Source organism: Myxococcus xanthus (assembly GCF_013116825.1).
Lineage (GTDB): Bacteria > Myxococcota > Myxococcia > Myxococcales > Myxococcaceae > Myxococcus > Myxococcus xanthus_B.
The window spans coordinates 1-26,637 of record NZ_JABFNS010000131.1; the positions used below are offsets into that span (position 1 = coordinate 1).

Genomic DNA, 26,637 nt, shown 5'->3' on the forward strand with positions numbered 1-26,637 from the left:
CCGCCCCGGCAGACATCGTCCCCGCGCCGACGGCCGCGCTGGCGCGCATGCCGCTCATCGTGGAGCCCAAGGCCCCGCCCAAGCCCACCGTCAAGAAGAGCCAGGACCAGTTCGAGTTCGTCGGCGACCGCAAGAGCTTCTCGCTGCCGCCGCTCGACGTGCTCGAGTACGACAAGACAGAGCGATCCGCGCTGGACAAGGACGTGTACCTGTCCACGGCGGAGAAGCTGCGCGCGAAGCTGGCGGACTTCGGCATCGTCGGCGAGGTGGTGGAGATTCGCCCCGGCCCCGTCGTCACCATGTACGAGTTCCTCCCGGGCCCCGGCATCAAGGTGAGCAAGATTGCCGCGCTCGCGGACGACCTCGCCATGGCCATGGAGGCCATGCGCGTGCGCATCGTCGCCCCCATCCCCGGCAAGGGCGTGGTGGGCATCGAGGTGCCGAACAGGGACCGCGAAACCGTCTACCTCAAGGAGATCGCCGAGCAGGACGCCTTCAACAAGGGCGCCAGCAAGCTGACCATGTGCGTGGGCAAGGACATCGAGGGCATGCCGTACGTCCTCGACCTGGCCAAGGCGCCCCACCTGCTCATCGCAGGCACCACCGGCTCCGGTAAGTCGGTGGCGGTGAACTCCATGATCATGAGCATCCTCCTCAAGGCCACGCCCGAGGAGGTCCGCTTCATCATGGTGGACCCGAAGATGCTGGAGCTCTCCGTCTACGAGGGCATCCCCCACCTGCTGCTGCCGGTGGTGACGGACCCGAAGAAGGCGGCGCTCGCGCTGCGCTGGGCCGTGGAGGAGATGGAGCGCCGCTACCAGATGCTGTCCGAGGCGGGCGTGCGCAACATCGCCGGCTTCAACAAGCTGGTGGAGAGCACCGCGGTGGAGGTGAAGACGACCACCGAGTCCGCGCCGAAGAAGAAGGCGAAGCCGAAGAACGTGCTCGTGCTCGATGGCGAAAGCCCCAAGTCCTCCATGCCCGCGGGCGGCGAGAGCCTGGGCGTCGCCGCCCCCCGGGACGACGAGGACGACATGCTCGACATGCAGGCGTCCGAGGAAGCCGAGGCGCCGGAGCTGGAGGCCGAGTCTGAGTCCGAGGACACCGAGGCGATGGAGGCCAGCGAGTCCACCGAGCCGGAGAAGAAGCAGCTCAAGAAGCTGCCCTACATCGTGGTCATCATCGACGAGCTCGCCGACCTGATGATGGTGGCCAGCCGCGAGGTGGAGACCTACGTCGCGCGCCTGGCGCAGATGGCCCGCGCGGCCGGCATCCACCTGATGGTCGCCACGCAGCGCCCGTCCACGGACGTCGTCACCGGCGTCATCAAGGCCAACTTCCCCACGCGCGTCAGCTTCATGCTGCGCTCGAAGCCGGACTCGATGACGATTCTGGGCACGGTGGGTGCGGAGGCCCTGCTGGGCATGGGCGACATGCTCATCATGCCGCCCACCAGCGCGCACCTGCAGCGTGTCCACGGCGCCTTCGTGTCGGAGAACGAAATCAAGAAGGCGGTGGACCACCTCAAGGCCCAGGGCAAGCCCGTCTACGACGACTCCATCCTCAAGCCGCGCGACGAGGACGTGGAAGGTGGCGGCGAGGAGGACGAGCTGTCCGACGAGCTGTACGACCAGGCGCTCGCGACGGTCAGCGAGATGCGGGCCGTCTCCATCTCCATGCTCCAGCGCAAGATGCGCATCGGCTACAACCGCGCGGCCCGCATGATTGAGCGGATGGAGCGCGACGGCGTGGTGGGCGCGGCGGATGGTGCCAAGCCCCGCGAGGTGCTCATCCGGGGACTCGGCGACATGCCCGGCGCCGGGGCCATGTAAGGCCCACGTGGCCGCCGTCTCCCGGATGGGATGGGAGGCGGTGGCCCTGGCGGTTCCACTTCACGGGGGCGTCCTGGCTCGGCCCGGACGCCCTCGCTGTTTTCCACCGAGGCGTGCCCATGATTGTCGCCATCTCCCGCTTCCGGCCGGCCCCCGAGGAAGCGGACCGCCTGGTCGCCCGCTTCCAGGCGCGCACGCGGGCGGTGGACGGATACCCGGGCTTCCTGGGGCTGGAGGTGCTGCGCTCCTTCGAGCGGCCGCCGGAGCTGATGCTGGTGACGCGCTGGCGGGACAAGGCCTCCATGCGGGCCTACTTTCAGTCCGAGGACTTCCAGCGGGCGCGGGAGGCGAGCGCCCAGCAGGAGGACGCCACCTTCGCCCTCTACGAGGTGGTGGGCACATGAAACGCGATGCCGGTTCCCAAGCGGCCCGGTGTCGTCTATGGGCGGAGTCCCATGGCTGAACGCATTGCCCTTTTCGCCACCGCCGCTCGCGGCACCGAGGACCTCCTGGCCGACGAGCTGAAGGAGCTCGGCGCCCGCCGCATCCGCCAGGACCGCGGCGGTGTCCGCTTCATGGCCACGTTGGACGAGGCGCTCATGGTGGCGCTCTGGTCCCGCATCGCCATGCGCGTGCTCTACCCGCTGGGCGCCTTCGAGGCCCGGGGCGCGGAAGGCCTGTACGAAGCCGCCGCCAGCATCCCCTGGGAGGAGCACCTCACCCCCGAACACACCTTCGCGGTGGATGCCACGCTGAAGGACAGCGAGCACAGCCACTCCGGCTTCGTGGCCCTCAAGGTGAAAGACGCCATCGTCGACCGGATGCGCGACACGAAGGGCGCCCGGCCGGACGTGAACACGCGCGACCCGGACATCCGCGTGGTGGCGCACCTCGCCCGTGAAACGCTGTCCCTGTCCCTGGATTTGTGCGGCGAGCCCTTGCACCGCCGGGGCTACCGCGTGCGCCCCACGCCCGCCCCGCTGAAGGAGACGCTGGCCGCGGCGGTGCTGCGCGCGGCGAACTACACGGGGACGGAGGGCCTGGTGGACCCGATGTGCGGCTCCGGCACCTTGCTCATCGAGGCAGGCCTCATCGCCCGCCGGCGCGCGCCCGGGCTCAACCGGGACTTCGCGGTGGAGCGCTGGCCGGAGCTGGGCGCCCGGGCCCGCGAGCTGCTCGCGGACATGCGCGCGGATGCCCGCCGCAACGAGCGGAAGGTGGAAGTGCCGCTGCTCGGCTTCGACAAGGACCCGGAGGCGCTGGAGGCCGCCAGCCGCAACGTGCGCGCCGCGCGACTGACGGAGGAAATCCAGTTGGCTGAAGGTGACGCGACCCGGCTCCCGCCGCTGCCGGAGACAGGCGGATTAATCGTCACCAACCCGCCCTACGGCGACCGGCTCGGCACGGGCGGCCAGAAGGGCATGAAGAGCTTCTACTTCAAGCTGGGCGAGTCGCTCCGCGTGCCGGGCTGGCGCGTGTGGGTCATCTGCGGCAACCCCGCCTTCGAGAGCGCCTTCCACGCGCGCCCCTCCGCGAAGCGGGACCTCTGGAACGGCCCCATCGCCTGCTCGCTGCTGGGCTACCGCCCGCCTGACGGTGGCAGCGCCCGGGGCGTCACCGGGGAAGGCTCAGAAGCGCCGCTCGGTGCGCCGCGCCAGCCGGAGGATGTTGCCCCGGTGCGTCCACAGCATGAGGGCGAAGAGGAGGGCTGAGAGCCCCGCGTACTCCACGGCCCGCGCGGTGAGCGCCGACGTGCCCACCGCCGTGGCCCCCGCCGCCAGCGAACCCAGCGAGCTCACGCGCGACACGGCGAAGACGGCGACATACACCAGCGCGGCCGCCAGCGCGGCCTGGGGCACCAGCACCAGCAGCACGCCCAGCGCCGTGGCCACGCCCTTGCCGCCCTGGAGCTTGAGCCACACCGGGTAGATGTGGCCCAGCACCGCGGCCAGCCCCACCGCCACGTGCACGGTGGGCGCATCCGGCAACAGGCGCACCGCCAGGACCACGGGCAGCGCGCCCTTGATGGCATCCAGCAGCAACACCACCGCGCCCAGCTTCTTGCCCGCTACGCGCGTGACGTTGGTGGCGCCGATGTTCCCGCTACCGCCCGCGCGCACGTCCACCCCGCGCAGCCACCGCGTCAGCAACACACCGAAGGGAATGGAGCCGGCGAGGTAGCCCAGCAGGACGAGCGCGGAAGTCACGACGCAGAGGCTACAGCAGCAGGTGGGGGAAGCGCGTCTTCACCACCACGTAGGCGTAATTGACCAGGATGATGATGGGCGTCACGACGCCCAGGACGCTCCACTCGCGGGGGGAGAGCTCCACCTGGGGGATGGGCATCGCGAACACCAGGTGCAGCACCATGACCACCGCCGCCAGCGCGAACACGATGGCCGCCACCGTCCCCAGGGGGTTGACCTCCCAGGCGCCGGCGAAGTTGAGGTGGGACACCCGGTCGGCCACGCGCGTCAGACCGCAGCCGAGGCAGGGCCACCCGGTCTGCTCCCTGAGCACACAGCCCCAGAAGGGGATGATGCGGGCCACCGGGATGTAGCGCGCCACGAGCAACCCCACCACGCCGGCGAGCCCCATGGCGTCCACGGTGCTGAAACGGCGGTTGCGGGGAGGGATGATGACCTTCAAGCGCACCTCCTCAGCGTGTGCGGATGAGTGGACTTTAGTACGGGGGCCGCCTTGCCGGAGCAAAGACTTTTGGCTAAGCGGACGGGGTATGAACACGCTCCGCACGTCCCTGATGCTGCTGGTCGCCGTTCCCCTGGTTGCCCTCGCGAGCGACAAGTCGTCCGCCAAGGCGGGCAAGACCGCCGAGGCCGACTGCCACCACCCGCCCGCCCCGCAGGCGCAGACCGCGCCCAAGGCCGAAGGCGCGGCCGACGGCTGGAAGCTCACCCGCGGCGAGCCCCTCAAGGGCGCCAAGGCGGTGAAGCTCGCGGACGTGCTGGCCAAACCGCAGGCTCACGACGGGAAGACGGTGCTGCTCGAGGGGCAGGTGCGCAAGGCGTGTGAGCGCAAGGGCTGCTGGATGGAGCTGGCGGCGAACGGCCAGGACAAGGGCCCGGGCGTGCGCGTGACGTTCAAGGACTACGGCTTCTTCGTCCCCCTGGACTCCGCGGGCGCGCAGGCGCGCGTGGAAGGCGTGCTGAAGGTGGCCGAGCTGACCGACAGCCGCGCCCAGCACTACGAGTCGGAGGGCGCCATCGTCCCCCGCGGCGCCGATGGCAAGCCGCGTGAGGTTCAGTTGGTGGCCACGGGCGTCGAACTGCGCCGCTGAGACGACATGGCACGAAGCTTCAGCATGCGCGGCGTGCAGAGCGCGGCGGACCGCGCCGTGCAGCACGCCCGCGCATGGATGTTGGAGACGGAGCCGGGCTCGCGCGTGCATGACGTGCAGTTGGACCCGCGCTTCCAGCACCGGGGTGTGGACCTGCTCTGGGAGCTCCCCTCGGGAGAGGTGCGCGGCATCGAGGTGAAGGGCGACCGCAACGCCACCCGCCGCCGCTACTTCTTCGAACTGGTGTCCAACCTGGAGAAGGACACCCCGGGCTGCTTCCTCTACAGCGGCGCGGACCTGCTGGTGTACGTCTTCCTCTCTCAGGGAGAGCTGCACGTCGTGCCCCTGAAGGCGGCGCGCGAGTGGTTCCTTCCCCGGGCGAAGGAGTACCCGCTCAAGCACGCCTTCACGCAGACGGGCGCCATCCGCTACACCACCGTGGGCGCCGTGGTCTCCGTGCGAGACGTGGCGGAAGGTGTCCCCGGTGTGCTTCGCGTTCCACTGAAGCGCAGGGGTGGCGCGAAGGACGTGGCGGAAGAGGTGCCGCCCACCTCCGAATCTCCTCAGGGACAGGAGACGAACGGCTAGATGAAGGTGCGGAAGCGCGGCTCCCTGGCGCCCGCTTTCCTGGGCGCGGAAGCCGTAAACGGGCCCCACCCTTCCCACGGGCTGTGACAGGAGGCCACGCAGGCCCCCTGTCACGCGCGTGTCTCAGCGACCGTGACGGTGACGGCGGTGGCCGGGGTGAATCTTGTCGTGGGCCGCCTCCAGGCGCTCGGAGATGCCCATCAGCTCCATCAGCGACTCGCGGTCGTTCTGCGCCTTGTAGACGTGCTCCAGGCGGGGGACGAGGTCCAGCGCGAGGTGCAGGTCACCGCCATTCTCCGCCGCCGCGAGCAGCGTGCGGGCCGCCGCCGCCGCCTGACCGTGCGCCTTGATGTGGATGAGGCCGTCCACCGCCAGCAGGCGCGCGATGGGCGAGCGCTCGGTGTCCTCGGTGAGCTTCACCATGTCCTCGGTGGCAGGCCCCAGCTCGCCCTTTGCCGCGCGGACGATGGCGCGCGAGATTCCACGACGGTCCGGCAGGAGGAACTCCTCCAGGTCCGCGAAGGACTCCGCGTGACCCACGTGGCCCGACGACGCCAGCGCCTCCGCGAGGCTGTCGAAGATTTCGGCCTGCTTCTCCGTGAAGGGCGCCAGCGCCTCGCGCATGAAGCGCTCCTGCGGCGCACCCTTCTCGTCGAGCGGCATCTTCGCGCGCACCGCGTTCATCTTCTCGAAGGCGGCGTCCACCGCCGCGTCCTGCCGCCCACCCAACAGGAACGACAGCTGCTGCATCAGGTTCGCCAGCGTGTCGGCCATCTCCATGGGCGCCACGCGGTCCGGCATCCAGCGGCTCCACAGCTCCACCGCCGCCGCCACCGCGAAGTCCTTGAAGGGGCCGGTGCCCTTCCACTGCGGCCGCCACTGCTGGGCAATGCCCAGCGGGAAGGCCGTCTCCGCCAGCTTGCGGAAGTCGTCCTCGCCCACGGCAATGCCGTAATGGCCGAGCGTCCCGAGCAGGGCCTCCGTCGAGTACTCCTTCAGGCCCTTCTGCTGCCACGACTTGTCCACTCGCTGCGTGCTCACCTGGATCTCCGCTGCCCTGGACGCCGGCCATCGGCGCGCCAAGCGGCCTTCTAGCGGAAGCCGGGGCGGACGTGCACCACCACGTGCAATCCCACGTCAGGCGGCGGACGCCGGAGGCGCGGTCCTCGGCACGGTGGGCCACTGGACGGGGTTGCGCCGACCGTCCTCCACCCGCCGGGCCAGGTACGGCTCGCAGTCCCGGGCGTCGAAGGCCCGCTTCCAGGCCGCGAAGTTCCCTCCGGCCCTCCAGGCATCCATGGCCGCCAGCCCCGCCTCCGGACCGCACTGGGCCAGCATGTACTCCACCCAGGCCCAGCGCGCGGACGTCGGGCGCACCTCGGCGCGCCCCCGGAGCCCCTTGCGCAGTCGCTCCAGCCGCCCCTCCACCTCGCGAATGCCCGTGAAGGGAGCGCCATCCAAGGGCGTGTTGCGCTTGGCCACGAAAGGCGCCACGCCCAGCGCCACCGGGAGGATGCGGGACAGCTCGCTGGTGAAGCGGATGAGCTCGTCGATATCCGCGTCCTCTTCGGTCGGCAGACCCACGACGTTGTACACCTTGAGCTGCTTCATCCCCGCCGTACGAGCGAAGGTCGCGGCCCGGACAATCTGTTCCTCCGAGTGCTTCCGGTCCACCATGTCCCGCAGGCGCTGTGACGGACCGTCCGCCGCCACCGTGAGGTTGGTGGCCCCTCCGCGCCTGAGCTGATCCACCAGCTCCTGGGTCAGCCGGTCCGCGCGCAGAGAGGACACCCCCACCTCACGGCCGGACTCCACAATCGTCCGGAGCAACTCGACGATGCGCGGATGGTCCGTCACCGCCGCGCCCACCAGCCCCACCCGGCGGGCATGCTCCGGAATCAGGGACAGGATCCGCTCCGGAGGCACTGTGCGCATGCCCCCGTTCGTGGTGCGTCGCATGACGCAGTAATGGCAGCCCCGGGAGCAGCCCCGCTCCGGCTCGATGAGGAACATCGAGCGCAGCTCGGTGTGCGGTGTCACGATTTGGGAGCGGGCGGGCAGCCGTGAATCCGTGGCCTTGGCCACGTGGTACCGAGCTCCGCCCCGCCCGGGGACGCGGAAGCCCGGGATGCGCGCCAGGTGCGCCAGGAGGGCCTCGCGGTCCATGGTCGCCGCGGCCTCCACCAACAGGTGGATCAAATCCTCCGCCTCGCCCTGGACGAGCACGTCCACGAAGGGCTCCAGCGGATCCGGGTTGGAGAAGGTCAACGGCCCGCCCCCCACCACGAGCGGATAGCGGCCATCCTGGCGCTCCTCTGCCAGGAGCGGGATGCCCGTCAGCTCCAACATGGAGAAGAGCCCCGTCAGCTCCAGCTCATAGGCCACGGAGAAGGCCAGCATGTCGAAGTCAGCGACAGGGGCCTGGGACTCCCACGTGAAGAGCGGCGTCCGGGTGCGCTTGAAGGCCTCCACGTCATCCGGAAGGAAGACGCGCTCGGCCGTCGCGCCAGGATGCTCGTGGATTTCACGGTAGATGGCCTGGTAGCCGAGCGAGCTCATGCCCACGTGGTAGGGGCTGGGGTAGCAGAGGGCCACCCGGTAGGGCGCCGCCTTGTGCAGCGTGCCCTGTTCGTCCGCCAGCAAGCTGCGAACACGCTCGATGAGTGAGTAACGGCCCTCCATGTGCCTCCAGTACAGGTCCAGCCTTTTAAACACCGCGGCCCCGGTCAGCCACTCCCATGTGGGGAGAGACCGCCGGGGCCGAGGTGCGCCACCCAGGTGGGGTGGCGCGGTTCAGCAGACGACTTGTTCGACTACTTGAACGACGGGACCTGGTTCGTCGGGACGCAGCAGTTGTCCGCGCCCCCGTAGATGGCGCAGTTCGCGGTGGTGATGCACGTCGCCGCGAAGTCCGGGTTCAGGCCGGAGCCCGGACCGCAGTTGTCCGCCGGCGCGTCGGACTCGGGGTCGCAACCCACCGCCGGCCAGATGGCGTTGATCACGTACTTCGAGGTGCAGCCGTTGTTCGTGTAGGTCAGCTCGCCCGTCATCTGGGTGCCCGGAGCCGAAGGCGCCGAGTACACGCGGACATTGGAGTACTGGTACACGATCTGGTTCGCCGGGGTGGCCACGTTGACGCGAGCCTCGCGGAAGCTCGGCGCGTTGCAGAAGTCCTCGGCGTCGCGGTCGGTCGCCAGCTCGCCCAGCGCGGTCTGCTCGCTCTGGTCGGTGGTGGTGTCCGCGGTGCCACGGCTCGCAAGGCCTTGAGGACGGAGGGCGAGCTTCGCGGTACCGTCATCGAGGTTGATGTACCGGTACACACCCACCATCTCCGCGGGCGGAGCGACGGTGTCGCACGCATTGCCAGCGGCATCCCGAGGGGCCTCCACCTGCTCGTACTTCACGGCCCAGTGGGGGGATTCCTGCACGAAGCAGCCGGGATCAGGCTGCTCGACGCTGCAACCCGACAGCAGGCCTCCCGTGCCCAGGAGAACCAACGCAGTTTTCACGATGTTCTTGGTCATGTGACTGATGTTCCGATTTCGTGATTGGGCCTGGGATTAGAACGTGTACCGGATGCCGAAGCGGACCTGACGGGGCGCCTGGTACGAGGTCGGGTTCTTGAAGTTCTTGTTCACGTCGCCGTCGACACTGCCGAAGGGCTCATCACGCGGCGCCTGGTCCTGGAACTCCACGCGGCCCGGGAGGTTCTCCAGGTCCGCAGGCGTGCCACCCGGGATGGGCTTGATGTCGCGCAGGGTGTACGTCTGGTCGACCGTGCTCACGCCCTGGAAGTTGAAGAGGTTGAACACGTCCAGGGTGAACGACACCACGCTGTCCTTGCTGACGCGGTAGTTCACGCCAACGTTGGAGTCGATGGTGTTGATCCACGGCGTACGGCCACCAGCGCCACGGGGGAGGACGAAGGACTCGTCCTGGAGATAGGCCCAGTGCGAGCCCCAGTAGTTGATCGGCGTACCAGAGCTACCGCGGTAGGAGACACCCACGCTCGCCGACAGGGCGTTCGAGATGTTGAACTCCTTCGCACCGAAGACCTTGATCTGGTGCGTGCGGTCGAACGGCAGCAGACCCGTGCGGTTCTCCAGGAGCTCGATGAGGTCGAAGTCCGAGAGGATGTTCGGGTCGAGCTGGCCCGTCTCAGGACGGAACAGGCCGGGGTAGTTACCGTACAGGCGCGACCAGGTGTAGTTGGCCTGGGCGAGCCAGCCGTCGGCGAACGTGCGGTTCAGGTAGACGGTGACGTTGTCGTAGTTACGAACCGGCTCCGGGAACTCACCAGCGAAGCCGCTGCCGGGGTTACCGAGGAAGTACGTGTTGCCGTCGTCGCGGCTCATGTCCTCGATGACCGAGTTCATGTTCTTGTGCGTGTAGCTCGCACCCAGGCGGGTGTTCGCCAGCACTTCGTACTCGGCGCCGACCACGATTTCGTCAGACGACTGGGGCTTGATGTCCGGGTCGACCGGCGTCCCGCCAGCCGTGCCGCCCGTGTAGAAGCGGTTCACGTTCCGGCTGCTCTCCGGGATCGCCTGCAGGTTCTCATCACCCTGGCAGGTCGCCTGCTGGCTCTCGAAGCTGGACGGGTCGCACCTGCTCGCGGTGCCCTCGCCGGGCTCCGCGAGGTAGCGACGCGCGCCGATGCGGTTCTCACCCGGGAACGCGCGGTCCATCAGGTTGAGCGGAACCTGCTCGTAGTAACGAGCGAAGTTCACGAACACCTTCGCGCGGCCGTTGGCGAACGGGTCGACAATCGCGCCGACGCGGGGCGACCACTGGTTGCCCAGCAGCAGCGCGAGATCGCCGTTGCCGCCGTAGAGCGCCTGCACGTCGTACCGGACGCCCAGGTTCAGGGTCACCCGGTTCGCGATGGACCAGGAATCCTGGAGGAAGCCACCGACCGTGGTGCTGGTGGTCTTGGCAACCTGGGTGTACTGCGTCACCGCGGAGTCAGGCCCCGTCTGGTAGCCGTAGCGGCGAGCATCATGCACCGCCCGCAGCCCCTGCGTCGCGGGGCTCCACGAAGAGCCCTCCTGGAAGTACACGCCGCCGCCGTACGCCTTCACCTGGTCGAACGACAGCAACTCGACGTCCACGCCCGCCTTGAACACGTGGGTACCCAGCGCGTTCAGGAGGTAGGTGGCCTTCGCGTTGGCCTGGTAGCGATCCAGCGTCTGGTCGCTCATGAAGCCAGGGCCACCCACTCCGTAGCCCGTCACCGGGCAGCGGAGCAGCTGCTCTTCGGGCGTGCTCCCGCAGGCCCCCTCCTGCCCTTCCGGCAGGGCTTCAAACAGGGTCAGCGGGCGCGGGTTGGTGTACACCATCCGCGAGTAGCCAGCGAGGCCCGTGCGATCGCCCAGGTTGCTGCCGTCACCCGGCAGGGTGGACGCGGTCTGGTGGAACCAGCCGAGGTTCGCATCAACGAGGACCTTCTTGTCCGCGAAGGCACCAGCGTACTTCAGGGCCATCGACGTCGTGTTGGCCTTCGTCTCCGTGAGGCCGAAGTCACCCGGACGGGACGCCAGCACGCCCGGCATGCCACCCGTCTGGGGATTGATGCTCAGCTTCCCAAGGCCACCCGTCGAGGACGGGGTGCCGTTCAGGGCGAACGAGACGTTGTGGTCCTGGTTGATGAGGTACGTCAACTTACCCATGTACTGAATGGTACGGGAGTCGGCGTAGTAGTTCCGGGCGGAGCCGGGGATCGCGTCCGCGACCGTGAAGCCGGTTTCGTCCGTGATGGTGTTGCCGTCACCATCGACGCGCAGCGCGTTGAGCGTGCGGGTGTGCTGGTAGCGGGAGAACGACGGCGCGAAGCCGGCGAAGAACCACAGCTTGTCCTTGAGGATCGGACCACCGAGGGTGGCGCCGAAGTCGCCCAGGTTCTGCAGCTGGTTCAGGCCGGTGATGACCGTGCCCTCTTCACGAACCTGCTTGCGGGTGCCCTCGAGGGCGCCCGGCGTCCAGTTCGCGAACACGGAGCCGTGGAACTCGTTGGAGCCCGACCGGGTGACCGCGTTGATGACGCCGCCGGTGGACCGGCCGAACTCCGGCATGTAACCGCCGGTGATGATGTTCACGTCCTGCACGAACTCGATGCTCAGCGGGCTGGCGTTCACGCCAAAGGCCGGGTCGTTCGTGGACAGGCCGTCCACCACGTAGCCGTTCTCAGGCGAGGTCGAGCCGTTGATGGACACGCCGTAGTTGTCGTTCTGGGCGCCAGGCGCGAGCTCGGCCAGGGACTCGAAGGAGCGGGTCGAGCCGCCCTTGCCACCCGGACGCGCAACGGCGATGCGCTTGATGAACTCCTGATCGACGTTCACGCCCATCGTCGTGGAACCCACGTCGATGGTCGGGGGCGCGCCGACGATCTCCACCACCTCACCGAGCGCCTCGGGGAGCAGCTCCACGTTGACGCGGATCGTGCGGTTGAGGCGCAGCTGGATGGCCGAGCGCGCGTACGGCTTGAACTGCTCCTTCTCGAACCGCAGGGTATAGTCGCCGGGGGGCAACTGGGGGATGCGGTAGTTACCCTGCGCGTCGGTGACGACCGTCTGCTCACCCTGAAGGTTGGGCGAGGTGGCGGTCACAACGACGTCAGCGGCAGGCTGCCGACTCTGAGCGTCGATCACCGTACCGATGATCGTGCTCGACTGTGCGAAGGCCGCGGATCCGTACAGCAGACCTGCGGCGACAACAACTCCGGTTTCCCGGAGCACTCGGTTCAAGTGCATACCAGACCCCTCCAAGGTGGGCTGCAAGTGAAAATGACCCGGGAAAATATCCGAGGTCGAGCAGTTGTCAATAGACCGTTGCTTTTTGGTAACCAGTGGGGCAATTGCGCGATCACGCCCCGTCCGTCGACCGTGCTTGCTTGAACCTGGAACGCGTTTCTGTATGGTAGCGCGCCCTTTCATCCGGGCGGAGCGTCGCCAATGGGTGTCCACTGGTGAAGAGGAGTCTAGTGCATGTTCGATTCAGTCCTTGACCGTGGTCAGGGGCCCAAGTCGCGATTCGGCGTCGGGGCTACTGTCTCGGTTATCCTCCATGTGGCGCTGTTCGGCCTCTCCATCTGGCTGTCGACGCGACCGCCCGTCGAGGAGGAGAAGGAGATTGAGGTCACGCTGAAGGCGACCATGGCACCGCCTCCGCCGCCCCCTCCTCCTCCACCGCCTCCTGCCTCTTCGAGCAAGCCGAAGACGCAGCCGAAGAAGCCCAAGAAGCCGGACGCCATCGTCCAGCCGAAGGAGATTCCGAAGGAGGCCCCTAAGGAAGTGGAGCCCTCCGAAGAGCCTCCCTCTGAAGAAGAAGAGGCGAGCGAAGAAGCCGTCGAGGGCGGCGTGGAAGGTGGCGTGGTCGGCGGCGTCGTCGGTGGCGTCGTCGGTGGTGTGATTGGCGGCGTGGTCGGCGGCCAGCTTGGCGGGACGGGAACCGACGTGCTTCCGTTCGGTGCGGGCATGACGCGGCCGGAGAAGGTGTCCGGTCCTCAGCCCGAGTACTCTCGTGAGGCGCTCGAGGCTCGCGTCCAGGGAACGATGATCGTGAAGTGCATCGTCACCGTGGAAGGTCGAGTGGAGAACTGCCGGATCATCAAGCCCCTGCCCCACATGGACCGGGCCGTCCTGGACGCGCTGTCGTCGTCGCGCTACAAGCCGGTCACGTTCCAGGGCCGTCCTGTGCAGGTGGACTACACCTTCACCCTGAACTTCAAGCTGCCGCGCTGAGTCCGGGCGCGTCGTCTAGAGGCGTGTATCGCCGACAACCCCGCGCTCGTGAGGAGGAGCGCTCAACCCAACCATGCAATTCACTCTCGCAGAAATCTGGGCGCATACGGGCCTCTTCGCCCGTTCGGTCATCTTCACCCTGGCCATCATGTCCATCGCCTCGCTGGTCGTGCTGGCGGAGCGTATGATCGTCTTCCGCAAGGCGCGGTCCGACAGCCGCAACTTCGCCGCGAAGATGGGTGCCATCCTGGCCAAAGGCGACCTGAGCACGGCCGCCAACACCAACCTGGGCAAGGATGTAGGCCACCTGGGCCGGGTGATCAACTCCGGACTGACGGCGTACCGGATCAGCCCGAACAACAAGGACGTGGCGGTGGAGTCGGTGGCCCGCGCGCTGGAGCGTCAGGCGCAGCGTGAGGTCCAGAGCATGAAGCGCGGTCTGGGCCTGCTGGCCACGGTCGGATCCACGGCGCCGTTCGTCGGTCTGCTCGGCACCACGATGGGTATCGTCAACGCCTTCCAGTTGATGGCGCAGGCGGGCTCCGGTGGTCTCGGCACCATCTCCGCCGGTATCGCCGAGGCGCTCATCACCACGGCCTTCGGTCTGCTCGTGGCCATCCCCGCGGTGATGGCGTACAACTTCCTGCAGGGCTGGGTGGACGCGCGCGCGGTGGACATCTCCGAGTCGTCCAACGAGTTCCTGGACGTGGTTGCCCGCCACCTGGGTGGTGGCGCGCACTCCTCGAACGCTGCCTGAGCCGTCCCCGACGAGTCGGGACGACCCGATGGCCTTCACGGTGACCCTGTCTCCAGCTCTTCTTCGGAGCGCTGGAGGCCCACCGTGAAGGCGGGCACCGCCTTACCAGGAAACAGGTAAAGACATGGGAATGTCAGCAGGCCCCAAGGGGAGCATCAAGAGCGACATCAACGTCACGCCGCTGGTCGACGTGGTGCTGGTACTCCTCATCATCTTCATGGTCGTCACCCCGATGCTCCAGCGTGGCAAGTCCGTGGAGCTCCCGAAGGCCAGCGAGATCGAGAAGGAAGGAAAAGGGAAGGAAGCCGACCCGCTCATCCTCTCCATCACCCCGGACAAGAAGGTGTTCGTGGAGAACGACCAGGTGGATGAGAAAGGGCTCCAGGAGAAGCTCACCGCGGAGATCGAAAAGGATCCAGGCAAGAAGATCCTGCTCAAGGGCGACAACGCGCTCAGCGTTGGTGACGTGCGCAAGGTGCTGGACGTGGCCCGCAAGTCCAAGGCCAAGCAGATCTCCCTGGGCGTCGAGGAGAAGAAGTAATGGCCGGCCGGAAGCAACGACAGTGGGTGAAGCCCCAGGCGCAGCCGAACTCGGAGATCAACGTCACGCCGCTGGTCGACGTGGTGCTGGTGCTCCTCATCATCTTCATGGTCGTCACGCCGCTCCTCGAGAAGGACATCGTGGTGCGCGTGCCGGACACCGAGGTCGAACAGGAGCCGACGCCTCCCGACCCGAACGACCAGCAGCTGGTGGTCCAGCTCGACAAGGACGGTGGCTACTCCATCAACACGGAGAAGATCGCCCCCGCCGACTACGTGACGCGGCTCAAGCGCATGCTGGCGGCCAAGAAGGCGGACGACAAGGTCGTCTTCTTCATGGCGGATGACGCCACCAACTACGGGCGGCTCATCACCGCGCTGGACGGCGCGAAGGCCGCTGGTGCGAAAGTGCTGGGCATGGCCACGGAGCTGCCGCAGAACGCCATCATCCAGGGCACTTCGGTCGATACGCCGACCCCGCCCCCCGCACCCACGCCCTGAAACTCCTCTTCCGGAGCCTACGCTCCGGGTGGGTACGTGGTTCACATCGAGAAGCTCGTCGGCTAGAGTTCACTCCTCATGGCCGACGAGCTTCTCATTTTTGAGCAGACCATCGAAGCCCTGTTCCTGCGGGCACTGCACGGGCGCCTGACGCCTGAGTGCAAGGCACGCCTGCGGCAGGCGGGGCTCGATGTGGACCAGAAGCTCCGGCCAGCCTACACCTTCGACGCGTGGATGACGTTCCTTCGCATCACGTCGGAGGAGCTCTTTCCCCAACTCCCGCTCGAGCAGGGCACCTGGAAGCTGGGTGAGGCCTATATCGAAGGCTTCCGCGAGACGATGCTGGGACGCGCCGTCCTCTCATTGCTCCGCGTGCTGGGGCCCCGCAGGACGCTGATGCGGGCCACACAGAACTTCCGAGCTGGCAACAACTACACGGAATCCAAGCTGCGTGAGCTGGGGCCCACCCAGTTCGAGCTCTGGATGAACGAGGTAGGCCCCTACCCTGCCTTCACCGCGGGCATCATCCACGCGGGGCTGCGGGTGGCCGGTGCGCAGGATATCGTCATCGAGATGTCCGGCTACGACGGCCACGCCTGCGTCTACCGAATCAACTGGAACGAGGCCTCGGTCTCTTCCGGCGTGGCGGGCAGCGGAGACTCCAAGGCCGCCAGGAGGTCGGGGTCCATCAGCTCCCTGTAGATGAACTCCGCCAGCAGCCCCGTCACCATCCAGATGGGCAGGATGTAGAGCGAGGTCATCTGCCAGAGAATGGCGCCGGAGTCCGCGTAGTACCAGATGCGGTACCCCGTGAGCCGCTCCAGGATGACACCGGAGAAGCCTTCAAAGAGCAGGATGACCACGCCGTACACAGCGGCACGCAGGCCCGTGTGCTGGTACAGCATCCAGCGGTAGAGCGGCTCGATGAAGAAGAAGCACGCCACGCCGTAGATGACGAACATCCACAGCGAGCCCTGTCCATACGCCGTGGCGATGGGCGTATCCCAGATGGCGTTGAGTCCCAACCGGTCGTCCACGCGCCATTGGAAGCGGAAGAGCGCCTCCAGCAACGGCACGTGCTGGGCGATGCGCACCAGGTTGTAGAAGAAGATTTCGGCGCTGAGCCCCACCATGCCGTAGAGACAGAAGCGGAACACGCCAAACGCCACCTTCATCCGTTGGCCACGCTTGATGTCCGCCCTGCGGATACGAACCTGCCGGCGCTGCTGAACGACCCCCGATTCCACTGCGGCCTTTGCCCCCATAGCGTCCCCCAAGGTGGGTGAAACGCTACCGGACTCGTCAGGGCATGGCTAGCCCTGGCTTCACAAATACCACGAGGCTGAAACTCGAGCTCCCGCGGCTGGGATGGGCATCCGCCGGCGCGGATTGGCGAACGCGGGCCTACGCCAGGGGTGGGCCCCGGTACGTGCATTGCTCAAGGAGTTCGCGCGGCACGGCGAGAGGACGGGACATGTTGGCGAGGGTGCGGTCGGGGGCGTTGCAGGGCATCGACGTGGTGGTGGTGGAGTGTGAGGTCGACATGGCGCTCGGCCTCCCCTATTTCAACGTCGTGGGGCAGGCGGAGGGCGCGGTCCGGGAATCGAAGGTCCGCGTCATCTCCGCGCTGAAGAACACGGGCTTCGAGCTTCCCCAGAAGCGAATCACCGTGAATCTGGCGCCCGCGGACCTGAAGAAGGAAGGCGCGGCGTTCGAACTGCCGATTGCATTGGGTGTCCTGGCGGCGGCGAAGTTGATGGATGAAGCCCCGCTGGAACGGCTTCTCTTCGGAGGTGAGCTTTCCCTGGACGGCACGCTCCGCCCAATCAAAGGAGTGCTTCCGTTGGCGGTGGCGGCGCTCAACGGCGGCTTCGAAGGCGTCATGGTGCCCTGGGCCAATGCCGCGGAGGCCGCGCTCGTCGAAGAACTGCGCGTCTTTCCCGTGAAGACCCTGCGGGAGGCGGTCGACCACCTGACGGGGGCCTGCAGCATCACGCCGTACACGCGGCAACGTGAACCCAGTCTCCTGGCGCCCACGGGCCAGGTGCCTGACATGTCCGATGTCCGCGGGCAGGCCGACCTGAAGCTCGCCCTCGAAATCGCCGCGGCGGGGGGCCACAACGTCTTGATGTCCGGGCCACCGGGCTCGGGGAAGACGATGCTGGCGCGGCGCCTGCCCGGCATCCTTCCGGAGATGACCTTCACCGAGGCCATGGAGGTGACGAAGGTCTACTCGGTGCTGGGCTTGCTGGGCGAAGGCCACGCGTTGATGCGCGAGCGCCCGTTCCGCGCCCCCCACCACACGCTCTCCGACGCGGGCCTTGTTGGCGGCGGCCTCTCGGCGAAGCCTGGCGAACTCTCGTTGGCGCACAATGGCGTGCTCTTCCTCGACGAGCTTCCGGAGTTCCGGAGGAACGTGCTGGAGGTTCTGCGCCAGCCCATGGAGGAAGGCGTCATCCACCTGGCACGCGCCAACCAGAACATCACCTATCCCTGCCGGGTCATGTTGGTGGCCGCGATGAACCCCTGCCCCTGCGGTTACTACAACGTCCCCAGCCGCTCCTGCACTTGCGGCGAGCAGCGCGTCTTCGACTACATGACGCGCGTGAGCGGGCCCCTGTTGGACCGCATCGACATCAGCCTGCAGACGCGCCCGGTGGAGTATCACCACATGGCCCGTTCGACGGTCCAAGAACCCTCGAGCCGCTACTACCGCGAGCGGGCCCAGGTCGCGCGCGAGCGTCAACGCGTCCGCTATCGCGATGAGCCGGGAATCCACTGCAACGCGCAGCTTCCCGCGCACCTGCTGCGCCGGTACTGCGCCATGAGCGAACGGGCCGAGCACATGCTGCAGCAAGCGGTGCGGATGTTTGGCCTGTCCGCGCGAGCCCATGACCGCATCATGAAACTGGCGCTCACGCGGGCAGACCTCGAGGGACGCGACCGCATCGAGCAGACCGACATGCAGCTCGCCATCAACTGCCGCATGCTGGACCGGCGAGGGGCGATGCAAGGCAAGCTTCACGGAGCCCGCCCTGCCCCTCCGCCCGGGGACGCCGCCTGGCGGAACGCCGGGCCCTCCGGCAGGTCGAGCCCGCTGGAAGACCTGGATGGCTGAGGGCTGCCGTACGCGTCAGTTCGTCCCGGTCGTCGCGGGCTCCGCGTGAGACGCCGTCGTCTGGAAGCGGGGCTCCGGGATGGACGGAGCCTGCCCGCCCTCCGGCAAGGCGCGGGTGGGCTGGAGCCGGTCCAAGCGAGGCGACGGGCCGGTGATGATGCGCGCCGACTTGCCAAACGTCAGGTACGAGTAGGCCCAGTTGAGCAGCACCGCCAGCCTGCTACGGAAGCCGATGAGGAAGGTGATGTGGATGAGCAGCCAGGCCATCCAGGCGCCGAAGCCCGCCTGCTTGAAGCGGCGGAAGGCGATGCCCACCGCGTGGCCTCGGCCAATCACCGCGTAGGAGCCGCGGTCCCAGTACGAGAAGGGCTCCATCGGCTTGCCCTGCAACTGGCGGCGGATGTTGTGGGCGGCGTGCTTGCCTTCCTGCATCGCCACGGGAGCAAGGCCTGGCACCGGCTTGCCGTCCGCATCCTTGAGCAAGGACAGGTCACCGACGACGAAGACATCGTCGTGCCCCGGCACGGTCAGCTCAGGAGTGACGAGCACGCGCCCGGACCGGTCGAGTTCGACGCCCAGCGACTTCGCCACCGGCGATGCCTCCACGCCCGCGGCCCACAATACCGTCCTCGCGGGGATGAACTCCTGGCCGATGAAGACCCCTTGCTCGGTGATGTTGGTGACCCGAGCCCCCGTACGGACCTCCACTCCCAGCTTCTCGAGTGTGCGGCAGGCTTTCTGTGACAAGTCATCCGGATAGACGGGCAGGACCTTGTCCACGCCCTCGATGAGGATGATGCGCGCGTCCCGCGGATCGAAGTTCCTGAAGTCGCCAGGAAGCGAATGCCGGCTGATTTCCGCCAACGAGCCCGCGAGTTCCACCCCCGTGGGTCCGGCGCCGATGATGACGAAGTTGAGGAGCGAGCGGCGAATCTCCGGGTCCGTCTCCCGCTCCGCCAACTCGAAGGCCACCAGGATCCGCCGGCGAATCGCCAGCGCGTCCTCGATGGACTTCAGGCCGGGGGCGAACTGAGCCCAGGCGTCATTGCCGAAGTAGGAGTGTGTGGCCCCTGTAGCGATGACGAGGTAGTCGTACTTCAGCTCTCCGTCGGAGAGCAGCACGCGCTTGCCAGCCGTATCCACGCCCGTCACTTCCGCCAGCATCACCGCCACCTGATGGTGCCCCAGCACCGCCCGGAGCGGCGCCGCAATCTCGCTGGGACTCAGCGTCGCCGTGGCGACCTGGTAGAGCAGAGGCTGGAACAGGTGGTGATTCTGCCGATCCACCATCGTGACGCGCACGGGGGCCCTGTAGAGATGGCGGGCGGCGTAGAGGCCGGCAAAACCACCGCCGAGGATGACCACGTGGGGCAGGTCTTCGCGCTTTGATTTCGGGCTCACGCAGGGAAGGTCATACCCGTCCAGCCCAACTTCAACGCAAAGCGCCATGCGCTATGCCGCCAAGCATGGGCTCCCATGCTTGTTTCTCATCCGACTGCGGGAGTGGCACGCGCACACTCCGCACTCCTGGACACACAGCCACGTACCCGGACACCTCTCCACCCGTCTCATACGAGGAGGAACAGGCGGCACAGGTGTTGCTCACCCGTCTGCCCGCCGTGCTGGCGGCGCCATGACGGCGCCCCTGGATGCGGCATCCAACACAGCAAGGGCGGCGAGGGAGTGACAGACGCGATGAGCAAGCTTGCGGAGAAGTTGAAGGCGGTGGCGGCGGCGGTAGCGAGCATCGAAAAGCAGTTCGGACGAGGCTCGGTGATGTCGTTGGGCGGGGAAGCGCGCGAACAGAAGGTCGCCGTCATCCCCTCCGGCTCGGTGGGAGTGGACCGCGCGCTGGGCGTGGGCGGCTATCCCCGGGGCCGGGTGGTGGAGGTCTTCGGGAACGAGTCCTCGGGCAAGACGACGCTCACCCTGCATGCGATTGCACAGGTGCAGGCGGCGGGTGGCGTGGCGGCCTTCATCGACGCGGAGCACGCGCTGGATGTGTCCTACGCGCGAAAGCTGGGCGTCCGTGTGGAGGAGTTGCTCGTGTCGCAACCCGACACCGGCGAACAGGCGCTGGAAATCACGGAGCACCTGGTGCGCTCCGGCGCGGTGGACCTCATCGTCGTCGACTCGGTGGCGGCCCTGGTGCCACGGGCCGAAATCGAGGGCGAGATGGGGGACGCGCACATGGGCGTCCAGGCGAGGCTGATGAGTCAGGCGCTGCGCAAGCTGACGGGCGCGGTGAGCCGCTCGGGCACGTGCATCATCTTCATCAACCAGATTCGGATGAAGATTGGCGTGATGTTCGGCAATCCGGAAACCACCACGGGTGGCAATGCGCTGAAGTTCTACGCATCCGTGCGGATGGAGATTCGCCGCACGGGCAACATCAAGGACGGCGATGCCGTCGTGGGCTCGAAGGCGCGCGTGAAGGTGGTGAAGAACAAGGTCGCCCCGCCCTTCCAGGAGGCGGAGTTCGACCTCATGTACGGCAGCGGCATCCACCGCGTGGGGGAAGTGCTCGACCTCGGCGTGGCCACGGGCCTCATCGAGAAGTCAGGGAGCCACTTCAGCCTGCGCGGAGAGCGCATCGGCCAGGGCCGGGAGCGCGCCGCCGAGTGGCTGCGCGAACATCCCGACGTGCTGGAAGCGCTGGGCAAGGAGATTACGGGGACTTCCGCCCTGCCCTCCTCGCCCACGCCGGTGGAGGTCGCGGCCTAGACGGAGGACGCCAACGCATCCAGTTCAACCGGGACGGCGAGCTTGCGCTGACCGACATTCAGCACGAGCCCGCCGTCGGGCCCTTCCTCCAGGAGCTGTCCGAGTTGGTACTGCGCGTCGCGTGAGAGGCGCGCCTGGGCCCGCCCCTGCTTCACTCGGCAGGACAACACGCCGTCCGCGCCCAGATGCAGGCTGGAGACGTCCAGCGCCTCGGCGGTGCGGTCGCTCAGGCGCACGGACACCCGCTCATCGGGGGTGACGTCCACTGTCCGGACCTCGTAGGCGGCGCCTTCCACCTGGATGAAGCACCAGTCGCTGCCGATGCGGAGCTGGTAGCGGCCCGCGTCATCCAGCACGAGCGAGGCGTTGAAGAGCTCGATGATTTTGGGATGGAGGATGGGCTCGTCGTCGTGCCACCAGCGCATCCTGGCGTCGAGGCGGATGCCGCTGTCCTCACGGGTGTGCCAGCGCTTGCCGGGAGGCGGCTGTCCAGTGGGTGGTTGCATGACGTCTCTCATCTGCGCGTGGAGCGCGAAGGATTCAAGCCCATGAAACGGGGGGCGCTACCAGTTCCGGACAAGTTCCGTGTAGCCGCGGAAAGCCACGGCTCCCCAGAAGTTCACCAGCACGCCAAGCGCCACCGCGGCCATCACCGCCCGATTCCGCAGGGACCACCCCCCCAATGCGAAGAGCAGGAGGAGGTAGGGCGTGTAGTCGAGGCTGAACCGGAAGCCGAACTGCATGTAACCGGTGTTCTGATAGAAGAGCCCGGGCAGCGCACACACCGCCACGGTGAGCCACACCGGCCAATGCAGGCGCGGGCGCGTCTTCGGCACCAACAGGAAGACGAGCAGCGGCAGCGTCAGCAGCAGCGTCAGCCCGTGCGGGTCATAGCCCAGCTTCAGCGGAGACAAGGACACCGAGGGCAGCTTGAGGAAGGCCGCCTCCAGGTTTCGTGGCAGGTACTCCCAATTGAAGAGCCCCGTGCGGTCGATGTCCGCGTTGACGCGGTTGTTGAAGAGGTACGCGTGCCCGAACTCGCTCAGCCGGCCGTAGCGGTAGACGTTGTACGCGGCCGCGAGCCCCGCCAGCGGCGCGGCGCCCAACGTGAAGAGGCCCAGCTTCTTCGCGGCGGGCTTCCAGTTCCGCGCCAGGGCCTTGAGCTGCGCCAGGCGAGGCTCCGGCCCGGGACACAGCGCCTCCAGCACGAAGAAGAGCCCCGTGAAGAGCAAGGGCGTCCGCGTGAGCGTCGCCATGGAGAAGAACAGGCCCGCGAGCAGCGGACGATGCGCCCGGACGGCGTTGCGCACGTAGAGACAGGTGAGCGCCACGCCCATCACCTCGGCGCTGAACCAGACCTCTCCCCGGATGGAGCAATAGAAGAACAGGGTGCCGAAGGCGAGGATGAGCGCCAGGGCCACGTTCTCGTTGCGGTTGCGCTCCGTCTCCCCTTCCTTCGCCAGGAAGCGCAGCAGCGAGAAGAAGAGCGCCACCGCCAGCGCACCGACGATGACTCCAAACGAGGTGTCGTTGAACTGGTAGCCGTGCAGTGCGACGAAGGGCAACATCGCCACCGCGGGGAAGGACGGGAAGCTCACGAACCAGCGGTCCGTTGGGAGCGGGCGCCCGGTGCAACGGACCTTGTCGCCGTTCACCATGCGGACGCAGGCCCAGTCCTCCATGTTGGGCAGCACCTGCGGGTCCACGTCCAGCCGCCCCTCCATCCACGCCTGGGCTTGATAGACGAAGTGAGGCGCGGCGCTCTGGCGCAGGAAGCGCTGGGAGCTGAAGCTGGCGAGCACCACGAAGGCGACCACGAACAGCGCCACCTCCACGCGGTAGGCGGACAGCCACACCCGCGCGACGTTCAGCGGAAGGCCGCCCGACACGGGGGTACCCGGTGAGGATCCGGTCGGTGACACCAAAGGCGGGGCGACTTCGGGCTCGGCGGGAGGGATTGGTGCGCTGGCGGATGCGGGCCCCGCATCCTGGTGCGGAGCGACGGGCGCGACAGCGGGCGCTCCTGACACGGCCGGTTCGGAAGCTCCCGGCTCGGAGGAAGACGGACGGGGGCGCTTGGACTTGGAACGGCTCATGGGGTCGCGGGCGCGGCGAGCAGGTGCTGCCGCAGCATTTCAAGCGTATGGGAAGCGGCGAACAGGCGCACGCGGTCGCGGTCACCGGTGACGGAGATGCGCTCACAGCGGGTGGGCACGCCAGGCGCCGACAGCGCGCAGTACACGGTGCCAACGGGGTCCTCCTGCGTGCCGCCGCCAGGGCCCGCGTATCCCGTCACGGACAAGCCGTAGGTCGTGCCACAGACATCGCGCACGCCCTCCGCCATGGCCTGGGCCGTCTCGCGAGAGACAGCCGTGTGCCGTGCGAGCACGTCGGGAGGAACGCCCACCCATGCGGATTTCGTCTTCTCCGAGTACACCACCGCGCCGCCGATGAAGACCTCGCTGGAGCCCGGCACGGCGGTGAGCTGCTGGGCGATGAGGCCGCCAGTGCAGCTCTCCGCCACCGCCAGCGTGGCGCCCGCCCGACGGAGCGTTTCGAGGACCACCGCGGCGTACGCTTCCGAGTCCACGCCGAAGAGCTTCGTGCCCAGCATCTGGCGGCACTCCACCTCCACGGCGGCGAGCGCGGCATCCGCCTCCGATTGGGAGGAGGCCTCCGCCATCAGCTTCAGGTGGTTTTCCGGGGCGTGGGTGCGGAAGCCGAACACGATGCGGGGATGGCGGGGTCCCATGGGGGCCACCGCCATGTCGAGCTCCGACTCCGGGATGCCCACCGTGCGCAGCAGCCGGAAAGCCCGGTAGGTCCGCTCGGGGCGGGCATCCAGCGTCGCGCGGATCCGCGGCAGCACCTCGCCTTCCAGGAGTGCCTTGAACTCACGGGGTACGCCCGGAAGGAAGAACAACTGGGCGCCCCCCAGCTTCATCACGACGAGCGGCGCGGAGCCCTCTGGGTTCCTCACGGGCTCGGAGCCCCGGGGGACGCGGGCCATGCGCAGGGCGCTCGGGTTGGGCGACAGGCCTCGCGCGGCGTAGCGCTGATGCAGCCAGTCAAGAACCTGGGCATCTTCCTCCAGCGGCACGCCCGCGGCCTCCGCGGCGCATTCGAGGGTGAAGTCGTCCGCCGTGGGCCCCAGGCCCCCCGACACCACCACCACGTCCGCGCGCGACGCGGCTTCCTTCAGCGCCTGGGTGATGTCCGGCCGCACGTCACCCACCAGGACCACGCGCTCCACCTTGACGCCAAGGTCGAAGAGGCGGGCCTCCAGGTACGTGCTGTTCGTGTCCGTAATGAGGCCGGTGACGAGTTCGTCACCGGTGCACAGCAGTTCGACGCGCATGGGCCGCGCATCCTAGCGGCAGCCGGACGGCTGGGCACGGACCGAAGCGCACTCAAGCCGCAACGCCCCCTGGTCTGGACGGGGGCCGAGCGGGAAACAGCGTCCTCGAGGTCAGAGGTACGCGGGCCCGTCGTTGCCCTGGCTGGGCTCCGCGTCCTCTTCTTCCTCGTCGTCGATGACCGTGGCCACCGCGACCGCGGCCACCGCGCAGGGGGCCGCCCCCTTGCGAGCGGCCAGCCGGCTGCGGACCAGCACCGCCGACTCCACCAGCCCCAGCGCGAGGTAGGCGCCGCAGCACGCCACCAGCACCCAGGCCGGGTGCAACTGCGTGGCGATCACCGTGCCGCCCACCACCACGAGCATGAAGGCCAGCGCGCTCTTCCGGCTGGGCCGCGTGTCCTTGAAGGTGCGGTAGCGCACCGTCGACACCATCAGCAGCGCCAGGCCCGCCACCGCCACCGCCATGGGCACCACGGCGCGCTCGGCCAGGGGCTCCCCTTGCGTCGCCGCATGGTGGGAGATGATGACGGAGACCAGCATTCCGGCCGCTACGGGAATGGGCAGGCCCACGAAGAAGCTGCCACCGCCTCCCTGCGGGTTACGCGCCGCCAGCACGTTGAAGCGCGCCAGACGCAATGCACCACAGGCCGCGAAGGAGAACGCGATGAACAGCCCCATGAAGCCCAGGGGCTCGAGCGCCCACCTGTACACCAGGAGAGCGGGCGCCGCTCCGAAGGAGATGACGTCCGCCAGACTGTCGAGCTGCACGCCGAAGTCGCTCTGCGTCTTCGTCAACCGGGCCACCCGGCCATCGAAGCCGTCGAAGAACATGGCGAAGAAGATGGCCAGGGCCGCCTGGTACAGCTGCACCGGCTCGGCGTCCCCCGTGCACAAGGTGATGGCGTAGAAGCCGCAGAAAATGGACGTGACGGTGAAGAGATTCGGCAGCACGAACATCAGTTTCCGCAACTTCATCATTCCCTCGACTTCCTCTGATGACCGTGACTTCCCGGCGGCAGGACGGCGGGTGAACCGACCTTAGCAGGGTTTTATTTTTGGAAAGGAGGATGCATGGATGCTTCGCGGTGGGTGGTGTGGGTACTGGTCGCTGGGGTCGCACTCGTTCTGTGGAACGTCCTTTGGGTCGTGGCCGTGCGACGATGGTACCGACCCAGGGCGGAGTTGCCCCAGGTCCTCCGCACCCGCTGCGAGGACGGATGGGAGCTGGTGATTCACGCGCGGCGCGCGGCCGTGCGCCGATTCGAGGAGCCCGTGCTGCTGTGCCACGGGCTCGCGGCGAACCGGTTCACCTTCGACTTCGAGCCCCCCTACTCCGTCGCGCACTACCTGACCGAAGCGGGTTTCGACTGCTTCAGCGTCGAGTGGCGCGGCACCGGACACTCGCGCCAGCCGCCTCGAGGCCGGAGGTACACGGACTTCACCATCGACGACCACATCCTCCAGGATGGACCCGCGCTGTTGGAGCTGGCGTTGAAGGAGACGGGTGCGAAACGCGCCTTCTGGCTCGGCCATTCGCTGGGCGGACTGGTGGGCTACGGCGTCGCGCAAGGCCCGCACGGGGCGAAGCTTGCGGGGTTGCTCGCGCTGGGCGCTCCCGTGCACTTCAAGTCGGAGCCCTTCCTGCGCACGCTCATCTCCATGGGCGTCCGTGCCGCCTGGCCCGCACGCTTCCGGCAGGAGTGGATGAGCGCCAGCCTCGCGCCGTTCCTGGGCTACATCACCCTGCCCCTGTCGGACCTGCTGGTGAACCCCGAGCACATCCCGCCGCGCATCCAGCGGCAGGTCTACGCGAACATGATGTCGTCGATGAGCCGCAAGGTGCTGCTTCAGTTCCAGGACTGGATTGAGCACGACATGTTCCGCTCCTTCGACCGCGCAAAGGACTGGCGCGCAGGCATCGCACAGCTCCAGCTCCCGCTGCTCATCATGGGCGGCAGTTCGGACCGGCTGGCCACGCCGGCCAACGTGGAGTCGCAGTTCGCGCTCGCGACCGCGCCCGACCGCACGCTGCATATCTTCGGCACGGACCATGGCGACAAGATGCACTACGGGCACGGGGACCTCATCTTCGGCACCGGCGCGCCGTCGGAGGTCTATCCCGTCATCCGCGAGTGGCTGGAGCGACATGCCTCCGCCCTGCCCGCCGCCATCACCGCCCCCC

At 67.7% G+C, this 26,637-nt stretch carries 25 protein-coding genes; 13 read left to right on the forward strand and 12 right to left on the reverse strand.

Translation table 11 applies throughout. From position 1 onward, the window contains the following. The 3 genes from HNV26_RS29700 to HNV26_RS29710 form a co-directional block, all read left to right on the forward strand. Positions 1-1,832: DNA translocase FtsK (locus HNV26_RS29700; RefSeq protein ID WP_171452915.1), on the forward strand; the 1,832-nt coding region annotated here is incomplete at its 5' end. A gap of 119 nt (positions 1,833-1,951) precedes the next feature. Continuing rightward, a complete protein-coding gene (locus HNV26_RS29705) occupies positions 1,952-2,236 on the forward strand; it encodes an antibiotic biosynthesis monooxygenase family protein (RefSeq protein WP_163884327.1) in 285 nt (94 codons plus the stop codon). A gap of 6 nt (positions 2,237-2,242) precedes the next feature. Then, positions 2,243-3,544, forward strand: coding sequence for a THUMP domain-containing class I SAM-dependent RNA methyltransferase (locus tag HNV26_RS29710; protein WP_171444214.1), 1,302 nt, complete (start codon positions 2,243-2,245; stop codon positions 3,542-3,544). Here HNV26_RS29710 and plsY read toward each other — a convergent pair. Beyond that, positions 3,461-4,039, reverse strand: a complete 579-nt coding sequence (gene plsY / locus HNV26_RS29715) for a glycerol-3-phosphate 1-O-acyltransferase PlsY (RefSeq protein WP_140861197.1) — start codon at positions 4,037-4,039, stop codon at positions 3,461-3,463. The two genes, HNV26_RS29710 and plsY, sit on opposite strands and share 84 nt — an antisense overlap. Before the next feature lie 10 nt (positions 4,040-4,049). Beyond that, positions 4,050-4,481: a DUF2752 domain-containing protein gene (locus HNV26_RS29720; RefSeq protein WP_171444215.1), complete on the reverse strand. Its 432-nt coding sequence runs from the start codon at positions 4,479-4,481 to the stop codon at positions 4,050-4,052. Between the two features lie 88 nt (positions 4,482-4,569). Between HNV26_RS29720 and HNV26_RS29725 the strand changes: the two genes are divergently transcribed. Beyond that, on the forward strand, positions 4,570-5,130 hold the full coding sequence (locus HNV26_RS29725) for a DUF4920 domain-containing protein (RefSeq protein ID WP_171444216.1): 561 nt from the start codon (positions 4,570-4,572) through the stop codon (positions 5,128-5,130). Between the two features lie 6 nt (positions 5,131-5,136). Beyond that, complete coding sequence (locus HNV26_RS29730) at positions 5,137-5,718, forward strand: hypothetical protein (RefSeq protein ID WP_171444217.1); 582 nt, start codon at positions 5,137-5,139, stop codon at positions 5,716-5,718. A gap of 123 nt (positions 5,719-5,841) precedes the next feature. On the opposite strand, the gene HNV26_RS29735 is transcribed toward HNV26_RS29730, so the two are convergent. The 4 genes from HNV26_RS29735 to HNV26_RS29750 form a co-directional block, all read right to left on the reverse strand. Next, a complete protein-coding gene (locus tag HNV26_RS29735) occupies positions 5,842-6,759 on the reverse strand; it encodes a hypothetical protein (protein ID WP_366817055.1) in 918 nt (305 codons plus the stop codon). Between the two features lie 96 nt (positions 6,760-6,855). Then, positions 6,856-8,400 (reverse strand): radical SAM protein, encoded by a 1,545-nt coding sequence (locus HNV26_RS29740; protein ID WP_171444219.1) that lies wholly within the window; start codon positions 8,398-8,400, stop codon positions 6,856-6,858. 131 nt (positions 8,401-8,531) lie between these two features. Beyond that, the gene (locus HNV26_RS29745; RefSeq protein ID WP_171444220.1) at positions 8,532-9,242 is read right to left on the reverse strand and encodes a hypothetical protein; all 711 of its coding nucleotides are present in this window, start codon (positions 9,240-9,242) and stop codon (positions 8,532-8,534) included. 36 nt (positions 9,243-9,278) lie between these two features. After that, positions 9,279-12,467 carry a TonB-dependent receptor gene (locus HNV26_RS29750; RefSeq protein ID WP_216612846.1) on the reverse strand — a complete coding sequence of 1,063 codons (3,189 nt, stop codon included), beginning with the start codon at positions 12,465-12,467 and terminating at the stop codon, positions 9,279-9,281. 234 nt (positions 12,468-12,701) lie between these two features. Between HNV26_RS29750 and HNV26_RS29755 the strand changes: the two genes are divergently transcribed. The 5 genes from HNV26_RS29755 (at position 12,702) to HNV26_RS29775 (ending at position 15,957) form a co-directional block, all read left to right on the forward strand. Next, positions 12,702-13,457 (forward strand): energy transducer TonB, encoded by a 756-nt coding sequence (locus HNV26_RS29755; RefSeq protein WP_171444222.1) that lies wholly within the window; start codon positions 12,702-12,704, stop codon positions 13,455-13,457. Between the two features lie 73 nt (positions 13,458-13,530). Then, on the forward strand, positions 13,531-14,214 hold the full coding sequence (locus HNV26_RS29760) for a MotA/TolQ/ExbB proton channel family protein (RefSeq protein WP_171444223.1): 684 nt from the start codon (positions 13,531-13,533) through the stop codon (positions 14,212-14,214). 124 nt (positions 14,215-14,338) lie between these two features. Beyond that, complete coding sequence (locus HNV26_RS29765) at positions 14,339-14,755, forward strand: ExbD/TolR family protein (protein WP_171444224.1); 417 nt, start codon at positions 14,339-14,341, stop codon at positions 14,753-14,755. Next, positions 14,755-15,255, forward strand: a complete 501-nt coding sequence (locus HNV26_RS29770) for an ExbD/TolR family protein (RefSeq protein ID WP_140788495.1) — start codon at positions 14,755-14,757, stop codon at positions 15,253-15,255. Before HNV26_RS29765 ends, HNV26_RS29770 begins: the two co-directional genes overlap by 1 nt. Positions 15,256-15,333: 78 nt before the next feature. Beyond that, on the forward strand, positions 15,334-15,957 hold the full coding sequence (locus HNV26_RS29775; RefSeq protein ID WP_011551561.1) for a DUF2378 family protein: 624 nt from the start codon (positions 15,334-15,336) through the stop codon (positions 15,955-15,957). On the opposite strand, the gene HNV26_RS29780 is transcribed toward HNV26_RS29775, so the two are convergent. After that, positions 15,858-16,532, reverse strand: coding sequence for a hypothetical protein (locus HNV26_RS29780; RefSeq protein WP_171444225.1), 675 nt, complete (start codon positions 16,530-16,532; stop codon positions 15,858-15,860). The two genes, HNV26_RS29775 and HNV26_RS29780, sit on opposite strands and share 100 nt — an antisense overlap. 197 nt (positions 16,533-16,729) lie before the next feature. On the opposite strand from HNV26_RS29780, the gene HNV26_RS29785 reads away from it, so the two are divergent. Then, positions 16,730-18,373, forward strand: a complete 1,644-nt coding sequence (locus HNV26_RS29785) for a YifB family Mg chelatase-like AAA ATPase (protein ID WP_171444226.1) — start codon at positions 16,730-16,732, stop codon at positions 18,371-18,373. A 15-nt stretch (positions 18,374-18,388) separates the two neighbouring features. Here the strand turns inward: HNV26_RS29785 and HNV26_RS29790 are convergent, their stop codons facing one another. Next, positions 18,389-19,774 carry an NAD(P)/FAD-dependent oxidoreductase gene (locus HNV26_RS29790; RefSeq protein WP_171444227.1) on the reverse strand — a complete coding sequence of 462 codons (1,386 nt, stop codon included), beginning with the start codon at positions 19,772-19,774 and terminating at the stop codon, positions 18,389-18,391. Positions 19,775-20,068: 294 nt separating this feature from the next. Here HNV26_RS29790 and recA point away from each other — a divergent pair, with 294 nt between their 5' ends. Continuing rightward, positions 20,069-21,097 carry a recombinase RecA gene (recA, locus tag HNV26_RS29795; protein WP_171444228.1) on the forward strand — a complete coding sequence of 343 codons (1,029 nt, stop codon included), beginning with the start codon at positions 20,069-20,071 and terminating at the stop codon, positions 21,095-21,097. Here the strand turns inward: recA and HNV26_RS29800 are convergent. From HNV26_RS29800 to pssA, 4 genes are all read right to left on the reverse strand, one after another. After that, on the reverse strand, positions 21,094-21,603 hold the full coding sequence (locus tag HNV26_RS29800; RefSeq protein WP_171444229.1) for a DUF1285 domain-containing protein: 510 nt from the start codon (positions 21,601-21,603) through the stop codon (positions 21,094-21,096). The two genes, recA and HNV26_RS29800, sit on opposite strands and share 4 nt — an antisense overlap. A 57-nt stretch (positions 21,604-21,660) precedes the next feature. Further along, entirely contained in the window at positions 21,661-23,193 is a 1,533-nt protein-coding gene (locus HNV26_RS29805; protein ID WP_171444230.1) for a hypothetical protein, read from the reverse strand. After that, positions 23,190-24,455: a CinA family nicotinamide mononucleotide deamidase-related protein gene (locus HNV26_RS29810; RefSeq protein WP_171444231.1), complete on the reverse strand. Its 1,266-nt coding sequence runs from the start codon at positions 24,453-24,455 to the stop codon at positions 23,190-23,192. Before HNV26_RS29810 ends, HNV26_RS29805 begins: the two co-directional genes overlap by 4 nt. 111 nt (positions 24,456-24,566) lie before the next feature. Continuing rightward, positions 24,567-25,433 (reverse strand): CDP-diacylglycerol--serine O-phosphatidyltransferase, encoded by an 867-nt coding sequence (pssA, locus tag HNV26_RS29815; protein WP_171444232.1) that lies wholly within the window; start codon positions 25,431-25,433, stop codon positions 24,567-24,569. A gap of 93 nt (positions 25,434-25,526) precedes the next feature. On the opposite strand from pssA, the gene HNV26_RS29820 reads away from it, so the two are divergent. After that, positions 25,527-26,637: alpha/beta fold hydrolase (locus HNV26_RS29820; protein WP_171452916.1), on the forward strand; the 1,111-nt coding region annotated here is incomplete at its 3' end.